At 34.1% G+C, this 20,403-nt stretch carries 26 protein-coding genes; 12 read left to right on the top strand and 14 right to left on the bottom strand.

Going from position 1 to position 20,403, the window contains the following annotated elements; genetic code table 11:
• Positions 1-33: 33 nt before the first annotated feature.
• From CM19_RS10640 to CM19_RS10630, 3 genes are all read right to left on the bottom strand, one after another.
• Positions 34-546 carry a hypothetical protein gene (locus CM19_RS10640; RefSeq protein WP_052349539.1) on the bottom strand — a complete coding sequence of 171 codons (513 nt, stop codon included), beginning with the start codon at positions 544-546 and terminating at the stop codon, positions 34-36.
• 163 nt (positions 547-709) lie between these two features.
• Positions 710-2,116 (bottom strand): MFS transporter, encoded by a 1,407-nt coding sequence (locus tag CM19_RS10635; protein ID WP_048100419.1) that lies wholly within the window; start codon positions 2,114-2,116, stop codon positions 710-712.
• A 129-nt stretch (positions 2,117-2,245) separates the two neighbouring features.
• Positions 2,246-2,686: an EVE domain-containing protein gene (locus CM19_RS10630; protein ID WP_048100418.1), complete on the bottom strand. Its 441-nt coding sequence runs from the start codon at positions 2,684-2,686 to the stop codon at positions 2,246-2,248.
• A 77-nt stretch (positions 2,687-2,763) separates the two neighbouring features.
• On the opposite strand from CM19_RS10630, the gene CM19_RS10625 reads away from it, so the two are divergent.
• From CM19_RS10625 to CM19_RS12620, 6 genes are all read left to right on the top strand, one after another.
• Positions 2,764-3,228, top strand: coding sequence for a DUF1286 domain-containing protein (locus CM19_RS10625; protein ID WP_048100417.1), 465 nt, complete (start codon positions 2,764-2,766; stop codon positions 3,226-3,228).
• A gap of 44 nt (positions 3,229-3,272) precedes the next feature.
• Positions 3,273-3,878, top strand: coding sequence for a hypothetical protein (locus tag CM19_RS10620; protein ID WP_048100416.1), 606 nt, complete (start codon positions 3,273-3,275; stop codon positions 3,876-3,878).
• Positions 3,879-3,973: 95 nt separating this feature from the next.
• A complete protein-coding gene (locus CM19_RS10615; RefSeq protein WP_048100415.1) occupies positions 3,974-5,524 on the top strand; it encodes an APC family permease in 1,551 nt (516 codons plus the stop codon).
• Between the two features lie 35 nt (positions 5,525-5,559).
• Complete coding sequence (locus CM19_RS10610; RefSeq protein ID WP_048100414.1) at positions 5,560-6,129, top strand: DUF1404 domain-containing protein; 570 nt, start codon at positions 5,560-5,562, stop codon at positions 6,127-6,129.
• Between the two features lie 42 nt (positions 6,130-6,171).
• Positions 6,172-6,609, top strand: a complete 438-nt coding sequence (locus tag CM19_RS12625; protein ID WP_052349538.1) for a hypothetical protein — start codon at positions 6,172-6,174, stop codon at positions 6,607-6,609.
• Positions 6,606-7,130: a hypothetical protein gene (locus CM19_RS12620; protein ID WP_052349537.1), complete on the top strand. Its 525-nt coding sequence runs from the start codon at positions 6,606-6,608 to the stop codon at positions 7,128-7,130. Before CM19_RS12625 ends, CM19_RS12620 begins: the two co-directional genes overlap by 4 nt.
• Here CM19_RS12620 and CM19_RS10600 read toward each other — a convergent pair.
• From CM19_RS10600 to CM19_RS10585, 4 genes are all read right to left on the bottom strand, one after another.
• A complete protein-coding gene (locus tag CM19_RS10600) occupies positions 7,111-7,896 on the bottom strand; it encodes a DUF929 domain-containing protein (protein WP_048100413.1) in 786 nt (261 codons plus the stop codon). The genes CM19_RS12620 and CM19_RS10600 overlap by 20 nt on opposite strands.
• Positions 7,897-8,536: 640 nt before the next feature.
• Positions 8,537-8,920: a hypothetical protein gene (locus tag CM19_RS10595; RefSeq protein ID WP_048100412.1), complete on the bottom strand. Its 384-nt coding sequence runs from the start codon at positions 8,918-8,920 to the stop codon at positions 8,537-8,539.
• 24 nt (positions 8,921-8,944) lie between these two features.
• The gene (locus tag CM19_RS10590; RefSeq protein WP_048100411.1) at positions 8,945-9,988 is read right to left on the bottom strand and encodes a DEAD/DEAH box helicase; all 1,044 of its coding nucleotides are present in this window, start codon (positions 9,986-9,988) and stop codon (positions 8,945-8,947) included.
• Between the two features lie 286 nt (positions 9,989-10,274).
• The gene (locus CM19_RS10585) at positions 10,275-10,742 is read right to left on the bottom strand and encodes a hypothetical protein (protein ID WP_235185671.1); all 468 of its coding nucleotides are present in this window, start codon (positions 10,740-10,742) and stop codon (positions 10,275-10,277) included.
• Positions 10,743-11,126: 384 nt separating this feature from the next.
• Here CM19_RS10585 and CM19_RS10580 point away from each other — a divergent pair, with 384 nt between their 5' ends.
• From CM19_RS10580 to CM19_RS10560, 5 genes are all read left to right on the top strand, one after another.
• Positions 11,127-12,068: a PP-loop family protein gene (locus CM19_RS10580; RefSeq protein ID WP_048100410.1), complete on the top strand. Its 942-nt coding sequence runs from the start codon at positions 11,127-11,129 to the stop codon at positions 12,066-12,068.
• Positions 12,068-12,505 (top strand): DNA primase noncatalytic subunit PriX, encoded by a 438-nt coding sequence (gene priX / locus CM19_RS10575; protein WP_048100409.1) that lies wholly within the window; start codon positions 12,068-12,070, stop codon positions 12,503-12,505. Before CM19_RS10580 ends, priX begins: the two co-directional genes overlap by 1 nt.
• 48 nt (positions 12,506-12,553) lie before the next feature.
• Positions 12,554-12,769, top strand: a complete 216-nt coding sequence (locus CM19_RS10570; protein ID WP_048100408.1) for a hypothetical protein — start codon at positions 12,554-12,556, stop codon at positions 12,767-12,769.
• 106 nt (positions 12,770-12,875) lie between these two features.
• Positions 12,876-13,268 carry a hypothetical protein gene (locus tag CM19_RS10565; protein ID WP_048100407.1) on the top strand — a complete coding sequence of 131 codons (393 nt, stop codon included), beginning with the start codon at positions 12,876-12,878 and terminating at the stop codon, positions 13,266-13,268.
• A 31-nt stretch (positions 13,269-13,299) separates the two neighbouring features.
• The gene (locus CM19_RS10560; RefSeq protein ID WP_048100406.1) at positions 13,300-14,328 is read left to right on the top strand and encodes a metallopeptidase TldD-related protein; all 1,029 of its coding nucleotides are present in this window, start codon (positions 13,300-13,302) and stop codon (positions 14,326-14,328) included.
• Here CM19_RS10560 and tsaA read toward each other — a convergent pair.
• Both tsaA and CM19_RS10550 read right to left on the bottom strand, forming a co-directional pair.
• Complete coding sequence (gene tsaA, locus CM19_RS10555) at positions 14,322-14,717, bottom strand: tRNA (N6-threonylcarbamoyladenosine(37)-N6)-methyltransferase TrmO (protein ID WP_048100405.1); 396 nt, start codon at positions 14,715-14,717, stop codon at positions 14,322-14,324. The two genes, CM19_RS10560 and tsaA, sit on opposite strands and share 7 nt — an antisense overlap.
• Before the next feature lie 26 nt (positions 14,718-14,743).
• A complete protein-coding gene (locus CM19_RS10550) occupies positions 14,744-15,091 on the bottom strand; it encodes a hypothetical protein (protein ID WP_052349536.1) in 348 nt (115 codons plus the stop codon).
• 433 nt (positions 15,092-15,524) lie between these two features.
• On the opposite strand from CM19_RS10550, the gene CM19_RS10545 reads away from it, so the two are divergent.
• On the top strand, positions 15,525-16,475 hold the full coding sequence (locus CM19_RS10545) for a GtrA domain-containing protein (protein ID WP_048100404.1): 951 nt from the start codon (positions 15,525-15,527) through the stop codon (positions 16,473-16,475).
• 12 nt (positions 16,476-16,487) lie between these two features.
• On the opposite strand, the gene CM19_RS10540 is transcribed toward CM19_RS10545, so the two are convergent.
• Genes CM19_RS10540 through CM19_RS10520 form a run of 5 tightly spaced genes read right to left on the bottom strand, consistent with a single transcriptional unit; the run spans position 16,488 to position 20,403 of the window.
• Positions 16,488-16,898: a DUF2299 family protein gene (locus tag CM19_RS10540; protein WP_150111430.1), complete on the bottom strand. Its 411-nt coding sequence runs from the start codon at positions 16,896-16,898 to the stop codon at positions 16,488-16,490.
• 2 nt (positions 16,899-16,900) lie between these two features.
• Positions 16,901-17,434, bottom strand: coding sequence for an HAD family hydrolase (locus CM19_RS10535; protein WP_150111429.1), 534 nt, complete (start codon positions 17,432-17,434; stop codon positions 16,901-16,903).
• Complete coding sequence (locus CM19_RS10530) at positions 17,431-18,885, bottom strand: 4Fe-4S dicluster domain-containing protein (protein ID WP_048100501.1); 1,455 nt, start codon at positions 18,883-18,885, stop codon at positions 17,431-17,433. Before CM19_RS10530 ends, CM19_RS10535 begins: the two co-directional genes overlap by 4 nt.
• Before the next feature lies 1 nt (position 18,886).
• On the bottom strand, positions 18,887-19,510 hold the full coding sequence (locus tag CM19_RS10525; RefSeq protein ID WP_048100402.1) for a TorD/DmsD family molecular chaperone: 624 nt from the start codon (positions 19,508-19,510) through the stop codon (positions 18,887-18,889).
• A complete protein-coding gene (locus CM19_RS10520; RefSeq protein WP_048100401.1) occupies positions 19,507-20,403 on the bottom strand; it encodes a 4Fe-4S dicluster domain-containing protein in 897 nt (298 codons plus the stop codon). Before CM19_RS10520 ends, CM19_RS10525 begins: the two co-directional genes overlap by 4 nt.

The following is a 20,403-nucleotide window of genomic DNA, read 5'->3' as shown; positions in this document are numbered from 1 at the left end:
AATAAATAACTAAAAAATTATAATATATCCAATTCAGACAAAAGAACTTATCAATTTAAGACTTCTAGCTGAAGTTATTATTTTTAAATTTAGACTAGTCATTACTGATAGCCACGCATCGTCAAGATTTTCACTTCTTATCTTAACTTCTCTCTCCTTGGCAATCTTTTTAATTGCCATTAAACATGATGAGGTTACTGGGCATTTTCCACATGTATAAACCTCTTGACTATTATCATAGTACACAAGCTTTTTGTCTTCAGTTATGTAAAGAATGCCATTAACTAACTCTAACCCAGATTTAGAGAGTTTATATGGAAGAGCAATTCTAAACGTGATCTTATCATCTTCCAACAAGTCTAATTCCTTTAATCTTTTTAATATATAATAGTAATAACTCTTCGATAACTCCTTTTTGTGTGGAGATGAAAGAACTTGTATATAGCTAAGTTCTCCAATTCGCTTAAAGTCACCTAAGTTTAGCAAAACTACATTATCCGTATTTATTGCCTCTCTCTCTAAGTCAAAGACTATGAGATTGCACATACCTAAACGAATAAATTTTTTAGTCAACTTTAATAAACTTTTATTTAATTAACCTTTATTTTTATTAAAGGTGGCCATTAATAGTGTTAATTTTCAATTTTATCTAAAAATCTTTCCATTTACATAAGAATTTTGGTAAATCAAGAAACTATTCAAAAAGACTTTATTTAACTTCTTGTTGTATTTCAACTCTATCTTCTGATACATCCTCTAAGTTCTTCAATTTTGGTTCCTTTATTGTAAAGTAAGTTAACATAACACCTATAACGGAAAGTACTGCTAAAATATCCAGAATATTCTTGACTCCTATTTCATTTAGCAAAAGAGGGAATAAATAAGTTGTTAACGCCGCACCAGTTTTACCTGCCGCAGCAGAAATTCCGTGTCCTGTAGTTCTATTTGAGGTTGGATATATTTCTGCTGGGATAACAAAGGTAGTAGTGTTTGGACCAAAGTCTATAAAGAAGTAAGATAAAGCGTAAATAGCAAAGGCTAAATCTACTGGAATTGTAAATCCTATAACTTTTACTCCGCTTGATATCATAACTGCACTAACTATTGCGTATATAATCGCCATTACTAAAAATCCTTGGATTTGTATTAACTTCCTTCCCAATTTATCCATTAGTCCAACCGCAGTGAAATAGCCAAAAAATCCGACCATAAACGGTATACCCGCATAAACTATTTCAGTACCGACATTAACAGGTTTCCCAAGTATAGAAGATACTATTGGACCAGAGTAAACGCCTGTCCCGTAAAACGCAACATCTAAAATAAACCATGTTCCAGCTGTCCCCAAAAGCACCTTCCAATACTTTGAAATAAACTGCCCAAAGCTTATTCTTTTAATTACAACCTGGTTTTCCTCTCTAACTCCCATAAATTTGGTGGATTTACCTAAATCTTCCTTTTTCTGCTCCATCGCGGCATATCTAGGTGTTTCTGGTACTTTTCTCCTTAGATAAATAACTGTAGCTGCAGGTATTCCTCCAACTATTGCCATAACCCTCCAAGCAATATCTGCAGGAAGAGTAAAAGCTGAAATGGCTCCTACAGCTACCGCTACCAACGTTCCAATTCCTTGATTAGCAAATACTAAAGCTACTAACTTCCCTCTGTCCTTAACATTTGAGTATTCACTCATAATTGTAGCAGATATTGGATAATCTCCTCCAATACCAAAGCCCATTATCATTCTAAAGGCTATTAACCAAGCAAGATTTGGCGATAACCCAGATAAAAACGCTCCTGCTGTTAACAAAGATGCCTCTACTCCATAAACCTTTTTCCTACCTATTCTATCAGCTAAGAAACCAAAGAGAAGCTGTCCAATAATCGCTGTTACTATAGCTGAAGAAGCTAATAGCCCTTCATAAAAGGGATTTAATTGAAATCCTGGTAATTTATATACAGTAAATATATCTAATATTGCACCAATAATAAATAAATCATATGCATCAGTAAAAAATCCCATACCTGCTGTGTACCATATTTTTATATGTTTAAAGGATAACTTCATATTATCTAATTCTTCAAAGGCTGCTTTTCCTTCAGGTTTTTTCTGCATCTTTATTCTCTGTATGAAGTTTCAGTATGGTAAATATATAGATAATCACTATATTTGAAGTAATCTATATAGGGGACAATTTTCTATATAGATTAGATATAGTATAAACATAAATAGAAAAATTTAAACTCAAACATGAAGGAGAAGACATTCCTCGATTATCTTAGCGTCACCCTCTGGAATTGGCCTTTTTAGATTTGCGGGAGCGTTTCTTAAATATTTCGCCATTTGTAATTTATCTTCAATAAAGTTAATTTTATCAAGAATATCTCTAAAGTCACATACTCCTACATTCTCTACTTCAACCTTTACCCTATGTGGAAATATAGCTTTATTTCTTACTATCTCCTCTGGAAAGACTGGTGTCTCATCATAGAACCAATCTGATGTAACCTTAACTACTCCAACTATTTTTCCTCCATATGTCTTTGCATAATATTTACTGATATATATGATGAGAAGATCTCCATTTTTTATGTATTGCTGTAGATTTTCCTTATATCCATAAATTCCTTTTTCCTTTATTACTTCCCACATATCCTCTTGAATTGGTATTAACCAGTAGGTCACGATATTCCATATATTTATATGAGGTATTATAACTATTGTTTATTAAAGCCATAATATTTAGATAAATATTGAATAAGATGAAACTTAGAACCCACTACGTCTTTTCAACTGGATTACTTACTTTATTCACTTATTTTCTTTATCCAGCGCTAATTACTCCGATAGTTGCTGGGCTGATTTCCATTATTGGAAATTTGACAATTGATAAACTTGGACATGAAATTAGAGGAAAGTATATATCAAGAACTCCTAGGACTCATACGTTACCTAGATCTATAGGTTGGGGTATTCTTCTTTCCTTACCTTTCGTTATCACGCTATTTTTTCTTAACTTCAATTTCATAATCGGAATAATTGATGGATTTCTCGTCGGCCCCTCACATATGTTACTCGACGTTTTCACAGAAAGAGGGATATATATTAGAAAGAATAAAAGATGGACCAGATTTGCCTTAGCTCATTTTAGGTATGATAACTTGGTTATTAACAGTTTAGCTATTTTCATTGGAATAGTTATGTTATACGTTGCCCTTAGCATCTAGATCAGTATTCCCTTTTTATAACTCTTAAATAAACTATACTTGAGTTGGATCTTAGGGTAGAACTTCCTGAAGATGTAATAATTCCTCCTTTAAGTGAATTTACATTCGTATGCGATAAAGAACTTTCTAACTCGAAGTGTTCAGAAAGGTTCATTTTTAGAGATATGGATCTTGTTAGTTTTTCCTATAGTGACGTCATATATAACATGAGTCTTCTCTCAATAGTAAGAAGTAAAACTTTTGGAAGAAAGAGAGCCCGCTGGCTATCTTACATTAAGAAATACAAGATATCTATCTTACCAGAAGAGTTTTCTACTATTATTAGGACAAATGGACTAGTCACAATTTACGTTGATGGATACGAATTGGACGAAGTAAATGGAGAAGCCATAATAAAGGAAATCAAATTAGTGAATACAGGGAGAATTCAGGAAAACTCAATAGAAGCATTAACAAGTATTAAACCAAGGCTAATAGTCATTTCTAGCTTAAGTAATTATTGGACGTCTATCACCGCATACAAGGTAACTTACATCGAACAAAAACTAAAAGGAGAACTATCCTCACTTAGCAGTTTCAAGAGAATGGATTGCGAAAAAATAGAGTTGAAACAAGATACTAGAATTTGCTACACTTCTACTAAGATTTGAACCTTTTACATGATTAAGTAAATTCCAAGAGTATATTCGCCGTGATACTTTTACATTGATACATTAATCTTTTATACTAAGTAGAAATTGTTCACTTGATGTCAAAGAACGTTTTTATAAGAGAGTCATCCGGTTTACTTAAGCAAGTAAGTCTCGTAGATGCTATAATGCTCAACATTGGGAATATGTCAGCTGGTATAGCGCTATTTGAATCAATATCGCCTTACGTTAATCCATCAAATAATCCCACAATAGCTGGTCCGGGAGGTGTATTATGGCTGGCCTCAATAATAGGAGCATTACTAGCTATTCCACAGCTAATAATTTACACTTCTTTGACAAGAAGAATGTCCAGAACTGGCGGAGATTATATCTGGATATCTAGAAGTCTTAATGGTCCTATCGGCGCTATCATGGCTATCTCCCTTCAGTTAGAAACCATTGCGTATTTGGCATTAGTTTCTTACTTTTCAGGCTCAGCTATGAACGCAGTAATATGCACTATAGGAAATGTAGAACACTCAAATGCTTTACTATACCTAGGGAAAAATATATTTGTAGATCCATACTCGACTAACTTAACTATAGGACAAAGATTGCTCTTTTATGGAATATCTGCAGCTTTCTTCCTCGGAGCTATACTGCTTAACATTTTTAAAGCGAAGTGGGGATACAGACTCGTTTCCTTTTTGGGGATATTTTCGATATCAACCTTAGTGATAGCGATGATCACAATAGCTATTGGTTCTTCTCACTTCTTTACTAGTATCTCTCCTCTTCTTTCAAGCTTTGGAGTAAGTGAGAGTAAAACGAGTCATGCCTTTTTACCTCAAGTTAATTGGGATTACACTCTTTTACTTCTTCCACTATTTGCTCTCTACACATATCCTTGGATGACAGCAGGACCAGCAGTATCAGCTGAATTTAGGCAGACTAATAAAATAGCTAAGCTGAACCTAATCATGGCTCTTTCTATGACAGCTCTTCTTGTAACTGTTGGATTTGCTGAAATGGATTTAGTAGCTGGTTATTACTTCAATTATTTTGCTTATTCATCATTCATATATAATTTCTGGACTGTTGCTATAGCACTAGCCTCTAATCCTTTCTTGCAATGGATACTCGGTTTAGGAGTAATTATTTGGAACTTCTACACTTTATCTTATGGAGTTATAGTTTTCTCTAGGTACATCTTCGCTCTGTCTTTTGACAGAGTATTACCAGAAAAATTCTCCCAAGTAAATAGATATGGATCTCCGGTATATGCGCATATCCTAGATTTAGTAATTACACTTTCTCTACTACTTGTTCCAGTTTTCTCAGTTACAGCTGCTGAATCCCTCTATGGAGCTACTATACTGGGAGCAATATACTTCTTTGTAGTCAGCATTGCTGGCACAGTATTCGGAATAAAGAATAAAGTAAAGGCATTAACAATATCAGGGATAATATCTTCGATATACTTTGCTTTCTTAACATATGAGGCAGGGATTAATCCTATTTTTGGGTTTAATAGTTTAATAACTCAAATTTTTGTTGGAATGGTAATAGCTACAGGGATATTAATCTATGCTGTATCTTGGTATTCCCATAAAAAGAAAGGAATAGATATTAGTTTAACTTTTAAGGAAATACCGCCAGAATAAATAAATTTTTATTTTTACTATAAATATTCAATATCATGATATCGATAAAAGTATTTAAAGACAGGTTGAATGTAAAATCCATTGCAATACCGTTGGCTTTGTTAGTAATTGCTATAAATCCATTTACTGAACTTGAAGAATTCAGCAATGAGTGGCTTTATATGGCAATGCATTACGTTCTCTTTATAGCCGGATTCATTCTAGGATATAAGATATTTAAGGGGTCTGGACTTTTTATTTTACTAGGAATAGCCTCAGCAGTTTTCTGGCACACCCCACTCTTCTTTAATCTTGGTGGAGCAGTCCTTTGGATAAGGATAATTGAAGATTCCTCTCTTTTCTTCGGCGGAATGTTTGCCGGACTGTCGATCTCATCACTTAACAACGCTGTAAAGGTTCTTTTATTTGTCTTATGGATGGCTGGCGATTCCGTATTGTCGGTAATACTCATAGTTGGATGGCCTCCATACTCTAATGAGGTTTACCCTTTTTCTCCCTTCTCTGAAGGGCAGGAACTACTAACAGGACTTGTAATGTTTGGAATAATGACAGTAATATTTATCTATATAATAGTGAAACTTGTTAGAGGTATATTTAACATCTGAAAATCCCGACGAATTTTTTTATTTCTAAAACTTTACACTACTATGTCACTTTTTAACAAAGGAGAAAAGAAGATCTATCACGTAGATCATTTACCAGAAGAAATGAAGATTGCAATAAAGACTATAATTGACTCGACCTTACCCGAAGTAGCAAAATCTTATGGTTTAAATTACGCCTACCCGAGAGTAGGTGAACCAATTTTTATCCCCTTTGGAAGATTAGATGGAAAATTTAAGGATACTCAGAAGGCATATTCGAAAATCCTAGAAGAAGTTGAGAAAGCGAAAGAGATTGGCATTAGTAAATATCAAGAGTGGTATGCAAAGGCAAAGTTCTATGATCACTATAGAATAACTTTCTATTCAACCGTAGATAAGAACAAAGGGATGATGATAGGAATTGGTGCAAATCCTCTCTTAGCGATCCCTGATGAGAGAATTTTAAAGATCTCACAATATATAGAAGGAAAAAAGTTTTGATAACGAACTCTGCGATAGCCGGGCAAATACCATTTATGAACGCAAATGTTAGATTTAAAGATTATGTAATAGAAAGGAAAGACGAGATAATTGATGCTTTTCTATGGGCTAATAAGACCTTTCATGACAGATATGACAAAGACAAGATATACGATACTGAAGTTGGAAGAACTTACATGTCAAGGATGTTTGATGAAATAAGTAATACTCTAGGTAATTTTAGAGGAGATCAAGAGGCAGATGTAGTTATTGTACCTGTAATAGCCGAAGGGAAGACATTTTATGGTAAAAAAGTGCTGGAAGCGTGGAAAGAGGAACCATTTAAAAAGATGATTGAGGATGGAAGGTTTCATGAACTAGAGATTACACCGATCATATTTAGAGATCCTAATGAGGAAATAGAGGATGCCACAAGAAAAGGTAATATCCTTGTTATATTAGGAGGAAAGAAAAGTTATGAAGTTGAAGGAAAAATTCTTCTAAATGAACCTTCAATTAAAATTATTCAGCTTCGGAAATAATATTTAGAATTTTTTGTTCAGCATTTAAGATTGAGGTAGGAATGTTACCAGACTGTATTTCTTGATATATTTGTTGTGGAGATCCTAGGCTCTTCACATCTTGCGGAGATATAAAAGATGAAGGATAACCTAACATTATCCACGTCCCCTTTGGTCCTGTTATCACTAACATTGTTACAATATGAGGTTCATTACCATAATAAGCCATTGGACCTAAATTTGACCCATCAGAGGTTGCGCTTTCATTAAACTGATATTTCTCAACTAAATTAACTAACCAGCTTGGAGCCTCACTTTTTAGCTCAGCTAGACCCTCATTTCTCAACCCTCCACTATGTATCGCATGGATTGGAGTTCCATTAGGCGTCGCATTAAGATATTCATTGTAAAGATATAATGAGTGAAAAACTAAATCATTTGAAATCTTATCTTCGGAGTTATTAAAAATTAAACCTGGAATAGCTCCTTCGATCGAATAATGTGGATACACTACTAGATTAGCTCCTTCTGCCCTTAATGCTGCATATAGGGGCCAAGAAGTTGTAGCTCCAAGAGGACAACCGTACCAACTTATAAAGTAAATCGATACCTGACCAGGAGTTGAATCGTAATCTGTACTTGAAACTTTTACAAATTGGGCAAAGGGAATTTCACTTTGACCATGAGAAGGCGTAGTGGTCATAAAAATAAATCCCGCTATTATAACAATGAGTATAATAAATGGAACATATATTAGCTTACTCTCAGATCCAGCCTTTTTTGCCATACTTCCTTTTTCTAGTAGTAGTCTAAAAACTTTTTCGTTACTTCTTTTTAACAAATATTGTATTGAAAGATAATATTTACTAATTCATAGTTGAGAACATTTCAAAAAGGTATTTATAATATAGAAAGATAAGCTTAAATATAATACTATTATATAGAAATATTTTTAAAACTAAGTCTGCTAATTGTAGTTTCACTTAAACATCAAAAGTAATATACAAGTATTCTATGGTGTGAGTCCTTGAGAACTATAAACGCTTTTGTTCTCCTGGAGCTAGATTGCGTTCTAGGTTAAATACTACGTTATTAATACACGATTAATTAGATGCTTCGAATTATATCCTAAACGAGGAAACCGTTAACCCTACTAATGTAAAGAAACTAGTATGTCCTTAAGGGAATGTTTACCCCTTTAAACTGATGACAATTTTCAGACCTGATCTATCGAATACCTTTCTTTAATCTGAACTTCAGATCTTTCTACATTTATAAAATCTTCAAATTAGATGTATGAATTCATTCCGCTTGTAAAAGGCTAATCACTCATGGATTTTCTAGTAAAGTTCTTAAAAATCTCTTACGCGTATTTGCAATTGAAAGATAATGTTAAAGTCATAAAAATGCTAAAAACAATAATAAATCTAGAGCTGATCAAACAATATGAGATCTTGAAGCATTGCGTCAACCATAGACATCATTAAAAGCATGGGCAAGATATCACCATACTCTTCCATTAACTCCTTGGGATCTTTACCGTTCTGAATAGATCTCATGATGTTTTCTGCTTTACGTTGAACATTCTCTTTAACTCTCTTTGCTTCCTCAAGTCCTGTAGGAGTTAAAGAGTAGACTTTCCTTTTCCTTATTATACCTTTTTCCTTTTCGACTACAAGTCCTTCCCTTTGCATTCCTTTAAGAAATAAAACTGTGTTATCAATTTCGTCCCTTATACCGTTAGCAATTTGTTCAGGAGTTGACTCAACTCTATCATAGAGAAACTGTAGAATCTTATCCCTTGTGCTCATGATATATAATAGTAAAATGGAATTTTAATACTTTTCCGGATACTTCACTGCTTGCTTTATCCTCTTAATCATTATTTCTTCCTTCCAAGTATAGAACGTAATAGCTGTTCCTTTCCTTCCCATTCTTCCTGTTCTTCCTACTCTGTGAATATAAGTCTCTATATCCTTTGGAACATCAAAATTTATCACTTGTTCCACATCTATAATATCGATTCCTCTAGAAGCTAAATCAGTAGATATTAGAACCTTTGAGTAGTTCTTCCTGAACGCATTGAGATTTCTCATCCTAGCTCTCTGAGAAAGATCTCCGTGAAGTAGTGATGCATCAACCTCGTCTCTTAATTGTTCATAAAGCTCTTCTGCTCTTTGTTTCGTATTTACAAATACTATCGTCTTACCAGAATCGACTTTTTCCTGTAATTTGCTAATCTTATCAGTCCATCCTTTAACTTCTAGGAAAATATGTGAAATTTCTACTGGCTTATACTGATCTATTTGAAGGAAATATATTTGAGGAGAAAATTCTTTAGCTAAATCTTCAACTTCTGTTGGTACAGTAGCTGAGAAGAAACCATAAATCCTTGGAGAAGCATTCTTCAATATCATTCTTACATCATCAATAAATCCCATATCAAACATTCTATCTACTTCGTCAATTACAACCATTGTAAACCTTGAAAGATCAAGGATTCCCTTGCCCCAAAGGTCTAATGTCCTTCCTGGCGTGCCAACCACAATATCTTTCCTCGCTTCATCCTCTTGACCAGAATAAGGAACTCCTCCAATAATTACTCCAACAGATGTTCTCTTGTATTTACCTAATCTTCTACCCTCATATGCGACCTGCTCAGCCAGCTCTCTCGTGGGAGTCAACACAAGTGTTTTTTCTCCCCTCTCAATAGCCGGAATTAAATAGGCTGCTGTCTTTCCAGACCCAGTTTTAGCCTGAGCAATCACACTCTCTCCGCTAAGAAGGTGAGGAATGGATTCTGATTGAACTTTTGTAGGAGAAGCGTAATTAGCATCAGCCAACGCCCTCCTTAACTCTTCACTTAAACTTTCGAACATGAACATCAATGCTTTTTCTAAATAATAAGTCTTGCATAAAAAAGACAACAGATTAAAAATTTGATCTAGTTGCATAATTTTCTAAAAACTTTTTGAAAATCTAGTAAAGAAGTCTAAGTCTTTTGGAGAAGAAAGAAGAATAGTGGAAATTCCTCTTTCCCTTAAATCAGTTATTAATTGAGGTAATTCGCTTTCACTAAAAGTGGGCTGGTTAAGCTGGGATAAAAGTTCTTTATTTTTTTCTGTCTTTATTATAACGTATGGAATAATTCTCGAGATATCAAGATTATCTAAATTCTTTAATGAAAAGTGTAAGCCCAACAAAAAAGTCTGCGTTACTTTCTAGTCTTGCTATGATTTCTTCTCTGCTTTTCCTAAGGCTTACCATCATACCTGATCTAACATCATATCTCTTAGCTATATTTACGGCCTCTTGTGAAGACAAGTAACCTACTTCTTTCCCTACCTTTGGTTTATCGCCTTTGGTAAATGCAATCTCAAGGTTAAATGCCTTAGCTGTTAGACTTAAGGAGTTAACGAACAATTCATTTACATCTAATAATCTTTGATTTATAATTATTCTCTTACTATCGCTACGTTGCCTTATAATCAAAGCTAGAGATATAGGGAGTATTGATGGTATTCCCATCGGGGAATCTGGTATGTCATATCCATCGAAACTTCCAAGAACTTCTAGTTCTTTACTTATTTTCTGTAAATTCGCCTTAGGATGAATCTCAGCAAGATATTGCATAGTAGCTAATCATCATTTTTATGTGTTTTTAATTTTTACGAAATTTTTAACTCCCTTAGTTCTTGAATATCTCTCACATAATTTAAAATAATTTTTTTTTAAATGTCAGTCAGTTAAATTACTTAACCAAAAGCTGAACAGATTTTTATCGGAAAAAGTAAAGACGAGATCTTACTCGTCACATCATCTAACGCAAATACGTCACTAGGTCATAACATGAAATGGGGGAATAAATATGATTTGAACTCCAGGGGTTTTCTCACTTGATATAATAGTCTTTTCCGTATCTTACAGGATTTCACTAATTCATTTCTTCTCTCAAGAAGAGGTTATTAACTTAAATCCAGGAAGCAACTTAATTATCTAATGGATTAATTTACTTATATGGTTAGGTGTACCAAGTGCGATAAGGATGCAGTAATAAGAATAAATTATGCTAACTTATACTTATGTAGAGACCATCTTTTAGAATGGATGACTGAAAGAGTAAGAAAGGTTGCGCATAAATATGACATGTTCAGTGGTAGTAAAAGAATCGCTGTTGCTGTATCTGGAGGGAAGGATAGTACTTCACTACTTCATTTGCTTAAGGAGCTATCTACCGAGTTCGGATTTTCATTGCTCGGAGTTACTATAGATCTAGGAATTTCAGGAAATAATTACTCTTCAAAAAGTGTCGAGTATGCTATAAAAAACTTTGAAATGTTAAATGTAGAGTACAGAGTTATTGACCTAAAGAAGGAGTTCGGATTTACTATAGACCAAGCAAAAAGAAGAACAGGTAGACCAGTCTGTAGCACATGTGGGCTCACAAAGAGATACATCATGGAAAAAGTAGCCAAGGATGAAGGATGCGACACTCTAGCTACAGGACATAACTTAAACGATATTGCTCAATTCTTGTTAAATAACTATTATAACGGAGATCTACTTAGCCTAGCTAGATTGAGACCAGTATCTCCCGCAGAAAACGGATATATAAAAAAGGTAAAACCGCTCTTCTTGATTTCTGAAAAGGAGACAATGACTTACGCTATAGTAAAGGGCTTTCCCTTTATTTATGATTCATGCCCTCATACATCCACTGTGGGCGGCCAAACTCAGGATAAGATAAGAAGATCGATTGAAGAAATAGACGATAAAATACCTGGTTTCATGATATCCTTAGTTGAAAACTTCGAAAATAAGATACGGCCATTAATGGAAGATATACCAAAGAAGACATTAGGAAAATGCAAGATCTGTGGAATGCCGACTAATAACAATAGAGAAATTTGTTCCTTCTGCGCTACAAAAATCAAGATGTCAAAGGAGATAAGAGCATGATGCCAAAGAGGACAATCCTCCACTATCCGGACGATACAAACGCGGGCTATACAGAACTTGAAGACGGAATAACCAGAGTTTTTAATGAAAATGATGAGTTCTTGTTTGAAGTAGATGGAATATTTCCTCCAAGACAGAGGAAGGCCAATTACGATTGGGTAGAAAAAGTATTAGATAAGGGTTTAAACGATGGAAGGAAAAGGTTTATACTATATGTTGCCTCTAGATATTTAGTTAATGTAAAGGGATTAAATGAAGAGGAGGCAGTAAAGGAACTTGAGGATTTTTACTATAAGACTGGAAATGGCAAGATTTATGACACTTGGCTAAGATCAGTAGTAAGAGGAGTTAAGACAAAGGGGTTCATGCCACCTTCCCTTAAGAAATTACAGGAAAAAGATCCAAAACTTTATGAAGAGATAGTTAAAATTTTATAAACATAATTTAAAAAAGATTTATTAATTCGCTAGGTTATTCTCTTTCCTATGACTCAGGAAAATAGTAAGAAATGGGATAGGTTTACGTGGGGAGTTGTTGTAGCTCCACTCTTAGTATTTCTAGTGATATCAATTGGTTTAGCAGATTATCTAAACGAGTTCGGACCATGGAGAGCGGTGGTGCCGGTCATTATAGGTTTTGCAGTATTCTTCTTTGCAATAGGTCTGTTTCTAAGAAGTAAATTTGGCAGATTAGCATTATAAATCCATTTTCAGGTAAATTACTATAAAAATCAAATAAAACAGTCTTGTATAAATTCATCATTAGATTTGGGTAAAATTATTTATTAATCGCCGGATAACGTACATTATGGCAAAGGTTTCAAAGGAAAGTCTAGGAATTCAAACACTTAGATGGGCTGGACTACTAGGATCTACTCTATGGGCCGGAGTTCATTTCGATTTAACTTCAGCAATATTGCCAAATCCGACAGCTACAATAATTTACAGAGTGTTCTTCGGATTTGTAGCGTCACTAGCAATTATAGCCGGATTAGTTTTCCTTCAAGGAATAAGAAAACTATACTTACCAGCGCTAGCGTTTTACGTAATAGATCTAGTTTTGCTTGTTGAGACTAGGACTCTACCAGCTCTGTTTGTAGGAAAGGTTCTACCGATAAATCCCTACGTAGAGATATCTATAGTGTTAGATGTTTTGCTAATAGTGATTTCGGCCTTGCTTTGGATAACAGATAAGGAATAGTTTTTTTTCCTAATAATTCCAATTTAACATCATGATTTTCGAATATAAGGAGGATGTAATTTACGCGTATCCGTCCGGCATATTTAGAGGTAGTAGTAGAATAGAAGTTAAAAGAAAGTTATCTCATGGGAAATGGATTTTAAACTCCACCCAAGATGATCAGTTTCCATCAAAGAAATTTGAGGAATGTAAGTCATTTATTCATCCTTCAGTAAACGAGTGGGATAGTGCAGAAAAAAGATTAGAAGGAGTTGAAGCTACAGTCGTTTCAAAGAGAATCACGAGAAAGGTTACAAGTAGAGTGGATTGTATAGAGGAAAAAGTTGTCAACTACGTAGAATTAAATAACATTAAGTTCGGTTATACTGGCAATATATCTGACGTTAAAGCCGTAATAGACTTCCTTAAATATCAACAGTCTCCAAAAATAAAGGAGAGAAAATTTGGACTAGAAAGAGTAAAGGCTGTACTAGATCCAGAGGCAACTGCTCATCTCTTTCACAACATAATAAGTTTGTTGAGAGGAGATCTGCCAAAACTAAAGGAGGGAGAAAGACTCTTCGGACTAGACGTGAAAGTTTATGATGACCCTTTAAATAGTAATTTAGTGGGATTTTCAGTTTTCGACGATGAAGGTGTAAAAACAAATAAAAGAGTATTGATAGAAGATGGAACAATAGTTAATTATTTAGGGACACTAACGTCCACATACGGTGAACCTGGTAATGCGAGAGGATCAATCCCTTCACCAGACTACTTTAACCTAGATATTAAAGGGGGAGAATGGAAATTTGATGAGATAATTGAAGATACTAAGGGAGGTATAATAATTATAGGAGCTAATAGGAGCGAGATTATTGGAAATAGCATAAGGATTTTCCCAAGGGACGTCATTCAAATAGGTGGAAAAGGAATTGTTGCAAGAGAAATTGCAATACCGATTCAAGAATTGGCTTCCATGGACTCACTGTCTAAAGAGACTAGGAGTTCTTTTATAGACGAGAATCATGGTGCAATGGCTCCCTTCTCTAGGCTAATGGTAAGGGTAATGATTTATTGAACGTTATGCCACGACGGAACTCTTATCTCCCGTATAGAGTCCCATCTATCATAAGGTTTTATGTCTAGAATAGGCGTATCTTTAAACGCATTTGATCCCGTCACAAGAAGAGTATTACCCTTTCTCTCGACAAGATTTACAACAGAAAGACCTATAGGATTTGGTCTGTTTGGACTCCTTGTTGCGAATACTCCAACGCGTACACCTTTTCTTTCTTTAGTTAATCCGCTGAACTTCGATTTGTCTAATAAATATATAAGGATTAAATGAGAAAACTCTTCTATCCCCTTAAGTCCTTCCTCATATTCTACAAAAATCTGTATTTCTGATATATCCTCTCTCCTCCCACTAAAACTAACAACTTTCCCAATAGGAATAAATTCAACCATGAGAATAGCAAAAGAAGAAAAAGAATTTAAATTATAGATATAAGAATCCTAATTAGGTTTAGTAATTTCATAATTAAAGTGTTAACTAAAGTGTTATAAAGAAAGAACAGGAAATATTTGACTCTACCAAGGATTAATATTCTTCTTGCTACTTTTTCCTGTTCCTTAAGAAGATTAAGCAATCTGTCAGATCTTGTATAGGATTTTATATATCTTATGAATTCTATGAATTCCTTAACTATGGTTCCAACTCTTCTTGGATGCTCTGCAGATAGAGATTGCTCATATTCCGAGTACTTTTTTCGCAGTAACTGAACATTAATTATATCGTCAAATTCTGTCATGCTATATATTATATTATGTGGTATTATCATAAAAGAGATTAGGTTCTTGGAAAGGATAAGGCAGAGGTCTCCTTTATGGAATCATTTCGGCAAACCATGTAGGAGTTATGCGGATCTTGAAGTTCATAGCTTTAACTCCACAGTTTGAGGTAAGGTACAAGTTCACCAAGTCAATTAAGATAGTTCTCTCGTTAGTATAAAAATCCTATGAAATAGACTTTATATTTTTTACAATAATACTATCTATTTCCAATCCTACTGGTAGAATCTTTTGCCCCTAACCCCTGAGTAATAACGTCTTCATATAGCAATAATTTCCAGTAGATCAAGAAATTTTCTACAATAACCTCCTTAAATCTACAAGATGACCTTTATGCTTATAGACATAATTCGCTTTTAAGATTCAACGATTAACACGATCATAAAAGGAATTATAAATTTCCGAAACATTTAACTATTAAGCATGAATGGCTCCACAAAAACGGAATACGATCTTACTATAGTAACACTTATTTCTAATGAAAAATTCAAAGAAATTTCAAATATTTTAAGACAGATGTTTTCAACTATTTCACTTGAGATAATAACTCCAGATGAAGAACTACTAAGTAACGAGGATAACTTCGAATTTAGGAGTATTGAATATATAAGAAATAGCATAGAGAAGAGTGAATCTAATTATGTAATAGTATTAGCTGGAATTCCAGAAAACATCGATGTAATAAAAAAAATCTACGATGCTCTCTACAACGGTAACGATATAGTTATTGCTTCAAGAGAATTCTCAAGAGATAACAAAATATTGAAATTAGCTATTTATTTAATATCACCTGAGGTTAGAAGAACATCTGATCCCTTTAGTGGAGTGTTTGGATTAAACAAGGCTAAAGTTAACTATGCTATAGGACAAGGATATAACTTCCTTTTCCATCTACTTAACCTTAATCCTAAAGCGAAAGTGGAAGATGTGCCTGTAGGAAAAATATATTCTGAGTTTAAATTTAACGTTAGACGATTCTCTAAAGAGTTATTGAAGAACTCTTCTGGTATTGAATTTTTCCTTATCGGAATTTCGGGAACAGCAATCAATCTCTTAGCGCTTTATCTAATGCTTAGATTAAGGTTTATCTTTGAATTTTCAAGTTCTATAGCAATTATCATAGGAATGATCTGGACATATACATTACTCTATGAGGTGATAGTAAAGAGAGTAGAAACCCTGTTTATATACGGACTTATAAAGTATTTAATATCTTCAGCAATTACTGGTATAGCTCAATACTCATTAGCGTCTTCTCTATATTTTTTTATTCACGTAAGTGGAGTTACATCACAGTTCTTAGCGATAATTATTTCATCGTACATTGGTTATGAGGTCTTTATTAGACTTTTAGGGATTTCTTATACAAAGTAAGGGTCAGTAACGCTATTGCTTTAGACTATGCCCTAGCAAGTCTAAAAGGTTAACAACCATGTAAGAAGCATTCTTTACCAGAGTTACACTATCTAACATTTGATCTTTACTTAAACCTTCAGCATACCTTAATTTAGCTAGCTGAAGACCTCTAGGATTCTCATTTTCTTGAGTCAAGAAGAACTCTATGTTCATCTTGCTAAGTTCTAGTCCTATTTGTTTCATTGTTTTATCATCGATAGGAGGTAGATCGAGAATAGTTGTAATTATATAATAGTTTGCGTTCTGACTGGTTCTTATTACTGAAACTACTGGCCCTCCTGCAAGTGAAGATATATTGACTTGAAAGAACATAGGCCCATTTACTTTCTCTACTTTCATTCCAAGTTCCTTGAAAAGAGAAATAACGTCCTCATCGTTCAATCTTAACACCTCAAATGTGAATCTCCTAGTCCTTTGTCAATTTTATGAGAGGACATAAAATCTGCAATTTGTTCAAGAGATTCAACATTATAATCTGCTACCTCTAAGTTTTCTCCGTATCTTTTAATAAAGTATACTTTTAACTTATTCATTTTTGCGAATACTCCCTCATGCTGTAAGGAAGTGATTAAAACACCATGGCCTAATTTTTGAAAGAATATCCTAGATATAAAAGTCTTTACCATGTCAGCAGTTATAATCCTTGAGATGAATGAATCTAAATTATACATGGACAAAAGATTTTCCACAGTTTTGTGATCCAAGTTAGATACTATAGCTAGAGAATCCCTATACCTCAATTCCTCTAGATAGTATGAGTCGTAGAAGGGATTTACCGTCAATAATCTGTCCTTAAAAAATTCGTTAAATGACTTGTACTCTCCTACACAAGCGAGCTGAGACGCCATTATATTGATCTTTTTCCAATCCTTTACTTTTGAAAAATCAAATATTGAGTCTATTGTAACATAAATCAAGTTGTTCTCACCTTTTCTAGCCATTTCCTACTGAGTATTTTCTGTTTACATTCGTTACACACGTTGGTATACTCACTTAAGTTAAAGCCAAAAGATTCAAGCAATTCATCTACTCTAGCTTTAACTTTAGATGAGCCTAAGGGTTTCCCACAATATTTACACTTTGCTAGACTTGAAATGTTGTAAGTTACTTTTTTCAAGTCAGATATCTTGGCATATCCCTCTAAGGTAATAGCTTTTTCAGGACAGTTCTTTATACATCTTTCTGAACCAATACAATATGGAATATCATAGATAAGTTGAATGGAATTCTGGATATTTGAAATATTTGGGACCATCATCTGACAAGACCTTACACAAACTCCGCAAAGAACGCATTTGCTAGAATCAACCTTAACGTTAAATATTCCAGGTACTGTAGCATCTAGGTCTAGTTTGACTTTCTTGGACATTTCTCTTATAGCCCATAAATAAAGAGCTCTTCTTCTACTTCTGGATAACACTACCTCTCTATCTATTCCAGTCTTAGGAAGATTCCTAAAATTAACCTTGTTTAATTCCAGTTTATCTTGAACCTTTATAATAGGAAGATTCGTACCGGGAAAATAATCTGGTATTTCCTCTAATCTCTTCCTTCCTATTTCCTTATTCTCACATTTTTCATCTAAGTAAAGTATTGGTTGAAGACCAGCTGCATAGCTAGCCATTATAAAAGAGTCATGAATTGAGGCAATACAAGGAACTCTTAAAGGAATTATGTTTTCAGGAACTTCAATATCGTAAGAGCATGTAAACAAGATTGCATTAAATTCACCTTTCAATATAGCGGAATTAATAAATTCTATTACTTGCTCAGTTGAAAGATTAGGCACTTCCAAAAATCCTAGATAAGAAGCTCCAGAGCAATATCCGCATGCAACGCATTTCTCTGGCTCCGATACCTGTGGACCTTCAGGAGTCTTGGCTAAAGCTTTTACTGGACAAAGTTCAAGAGTCCTATTTACTTCCTTTTCAGCAATGGACTCCGTTGCTAATATCGGATATGGTCTGTACTCATATAGCTTAAACTTTAGAAGAGATCTTCTACTAACAGAACTTATCCTAACTGGTTGAACTCTATAAACTAAGTCCATTTCTCTGGCCTTAGATACATATGATGAAATAAGTCCTTTTACGTACTCCATTTTCTTTCCCTCAATCCATCTTAGAGGAATCCACTCTATTGCAAGAGGTATTATACCAGCTTCCTCAAGGCTTTCCACAAGTCTCTCCAAATAGTTTTCACTAATTAGAACAATAGATCTTATATCATTTGATTTTATATCTTCCCCTATATATTCTCCAATTTCCGCTACATACTGAAGGTTTTCCTCCATAAAAACGCTCCTAAGAAACTCGTCTCCCATTATTTCTCTTGATCTTTTACTAACTACTAACCCAACATTAAGCAATTTAAACACCCAAATAGTCCTTTTCGACCTGTAGAAAGTTTAGTAGTCGTTGACAAACTAGTTTATAGATAAACGATCTTTTATCAGCTATCACTTCTTTCGCCCATTCAGGTATCCAATTATATACATGCGACGTAAAGAAATTTCTTTCGTCAGTTATTATAGAAAATGGATCGAGACCGCTTCTTCTTTTTTTATTTTCCTCGCTAACTAAATATGACATAAAGGCCATTATTGAAGCTATATGATCTGCTTCAGGTTGGAAAAAAGACATAGCAAGAGCTAGTTTACGCGATCTGTAAAACCTTATGATATCATTTTTCTTAAAAATGGCTACTTTTTCTCCTTGCAACGAATATAATCTTTTTGACTCTATTGGAATTAAATTACTATTTCCAGATAAAAATAGAGTTGAGAATTCAATTAGATAATCTTTCCTTTCTATTTTCTTAAATATTTCTTGAATATCATTTATATTAACTAATTCTCTAAATTCTTTAACCTGCGATAATTTCTCCATCTTATCTAAAAGGAGATTATAATCATTCTCATCGTAATTATATATAAAAAGATCACCAAAAAAATCATATATATAATATCTTAATTCAGTTTCAACCGATATCATTTAATCGCCTTGTTCGTATTACCTTGACTACTAGGATCGCTTTCTGTATACGTAGAGTTGTTACCTTGTCCATCACCTGGATTTTGCTCTGTATACGTAGAGTTGTTACCTTGTGCACCCAGTTGGACAACCCCATTAGCTGTATACTCGTTATAATATTCAGATTGACTAAGTAACTCTACGTCATCATCTCCAGCATACTTACTTCTCCAAGGCAAATATCCGCTAGCTGGATTTGCTCCAGTCTCTGGACCCAATACAAATCCTCCTTTATCAACAAATAGAATATTACCTGGATCTGTGGGATCTAGCCTATTTGTCCATATTCTAGCCTGGACCATACAACCATGAATACATGCAGGAATCCTTTCTTCCGGTGGAAGCGTGGGATCGTATATTCTATCAAAGCAGTGAGTACACTTCTTAGTAACTCCTTCAAGATAGTCGAAGAATCTATTTCCATAAGGACATGCGTAAATGCAATACTTTGTGCCTATACATTCCGTATAATCCACTAGAACTATTCCATCTTCAGTTCTTTTGAAGGTTGCTCCGACTGGACACACTGGAACACATGGAGCGTCAAGACAATGGAAACAGTTTATAGGAATATTGTATATTTTTGTTTGAGGATAATTTCCTACCTCTACATATAATACTCTTAACCAGAACATTACGTCTAGATTACCATATGGATCTAAGTCTGGAAGTGGTCCAAACATTCCAGAAGTGTTCCACTCCTTACAAGACATCTGGCATCCTCCACAACCGAAGCATTTGTTTAAGTCAGTAATTATAGCATAATTTGCCTTAAGTTTATACGGTATTGAGTGTTGCACTCCACCACTTTTAATGTCTAGTTTTATTTGATTTGAACTTGATTGATTTGACAT

This window comes from Candidatus Acidianus copahuensis, assembly GCF_000632495.1.
GTDB classification, from domain to species: Archaea; Thermoproteota; Thermoprotei_A; order Sulfolobales; family Sulfolobaceae; genus Acidianus; species Acidianus copahuensis.
This window is presented reverse-complemented; position numbering and strand designations above follow the sequence as displayed.

Bases quoted from the DNA above. Each gene is read 5' to 3' on its own strand.
- CM19_RS10585 (WP_235185671.1), bottom strand. From the start codon at position 10,742: ATGCAATATCTTGCTGAGATTCATCCTAAGGCGAATTTACAGAAAATA.
- CM19_RS10565 (WP_048100407.1), top strand. From the start codon at position 12,876: ATGGCAAAGGTTTCAAAGGAAAGTCTAGGAATTCAAACACTTAGATGG.
- CM19_RS10640 (WP_052349539.1), bottom strand. From the start codon at position 546: ATGTGCAATCTCATAGTCTTTGACTTAGAGAGAGAGGCAATAAATACG.
- CM19_RS10595 (WP_048100412.1), bottom strand. From the start codon at position 8,920: ATGAGCACAAGGGATAAGATTCTACAGTTTCTCTATGATAGAGTTGAG.
- CM19_RS10560 (WP_048100406.1), top strand. From the start codon at position 13,300: ATGATTTTCGAATATAAGGAGGATGTAATTTACGCGTATCCGTCCGGC.
- CM19_RS10600 (WP_048100413.1), bottom strand. From the start codon at position 7,896: ATGGCAAAAAAGGCTGGATCTGAGAGTAAGCTAATATATGTTCCATTT.
- CM19_RS10545 (WP_048100404.1), top strand. From the start codon at position 15,525: ATGAATGGCTCCACAAAAACGGAATACGATCTTACTATAGTAACACTT.
- CM19_RS10525 (WP_048100402.1), bottom strand. From the start codon at position 19,510: ATGATATCGGTTGAAACTGAATTAAGATATTATATATATGATTTTTTT.
- CM19_RS10635 (WP_048100419.1), bottom strand. From the start codon at position 2,116: ATGCAGAAAAAACCTGAAGGAAAAGCAGCCTTTGAAGAATTAGATAAT.
- CM19_RS10520 (WP_048100401.1), bottom strand. From the start codon at position 20,403: ATGTCAAATCAATCAAGTTCAAATCAAATAAAACTAGACATTAAAAGT.
- tsaA (WP_048100405.1), bottom strand. From the start codon at position 14,717: ATGGTTGAATTTATTCCTATTGGGAAAGTTGTTAGTTTTAGTGGGAGG.
- CM19_RS10625 (WP_048100417.1), top strand. From the start codon at position 2,764: ATGAAACTTAGAACCCACTACGTCTTTTCAACTGGATTACTTACTTTA.
- CM19_RS10580 (WP_048100410.1), top strand. From the start codon at position 11,127: ATGGTTAGGTGTACCAAGTGCGATAAGGATGCAGTAATAAGAATAAAT.
- priX (WP_048100409.1), top strand. From the start codon at position 12,068: ATGCCAAAGAGGACAATCCTCCACTATCCGGACGATACAAACGCGGGC.
- CM19_RS12625 (WP_052349538.1), top strand. From the start codon at position 6,172: ATGTCACTTTTTAACAAAGGAGAAAAGAAGATCTATCACGTAGATCAT.
- CM19_RS10570 (WP_048100408.1), top strand. From the start codon at position 12,554: ATGACTCAGGAAAATAGTAAGAAATGGGATAGGTTTACGTGGGGAGTT.
- CM19_RS10610 (WP_048100414.1), top strand. From the start codon at position 5,560: ATGATATCGATAAAAGTATTTAAAGACAGGTTGAATGTAAAATCCATT.
- CM19_RS10550 (WP_052349536.1), bottom strand. From the start codon at position 15,091: ATGATAATACCACATAATATAATATATAGCATGACAGAATTTGACGAT.
- CM19_RS10590 (WP_048100411.1), bottom strand. From the start codon at position 9,988: ATGTTCGAAAGTTTAAGTGAAGAGTTAAGGAGGGCGTTGGCTGATGCT.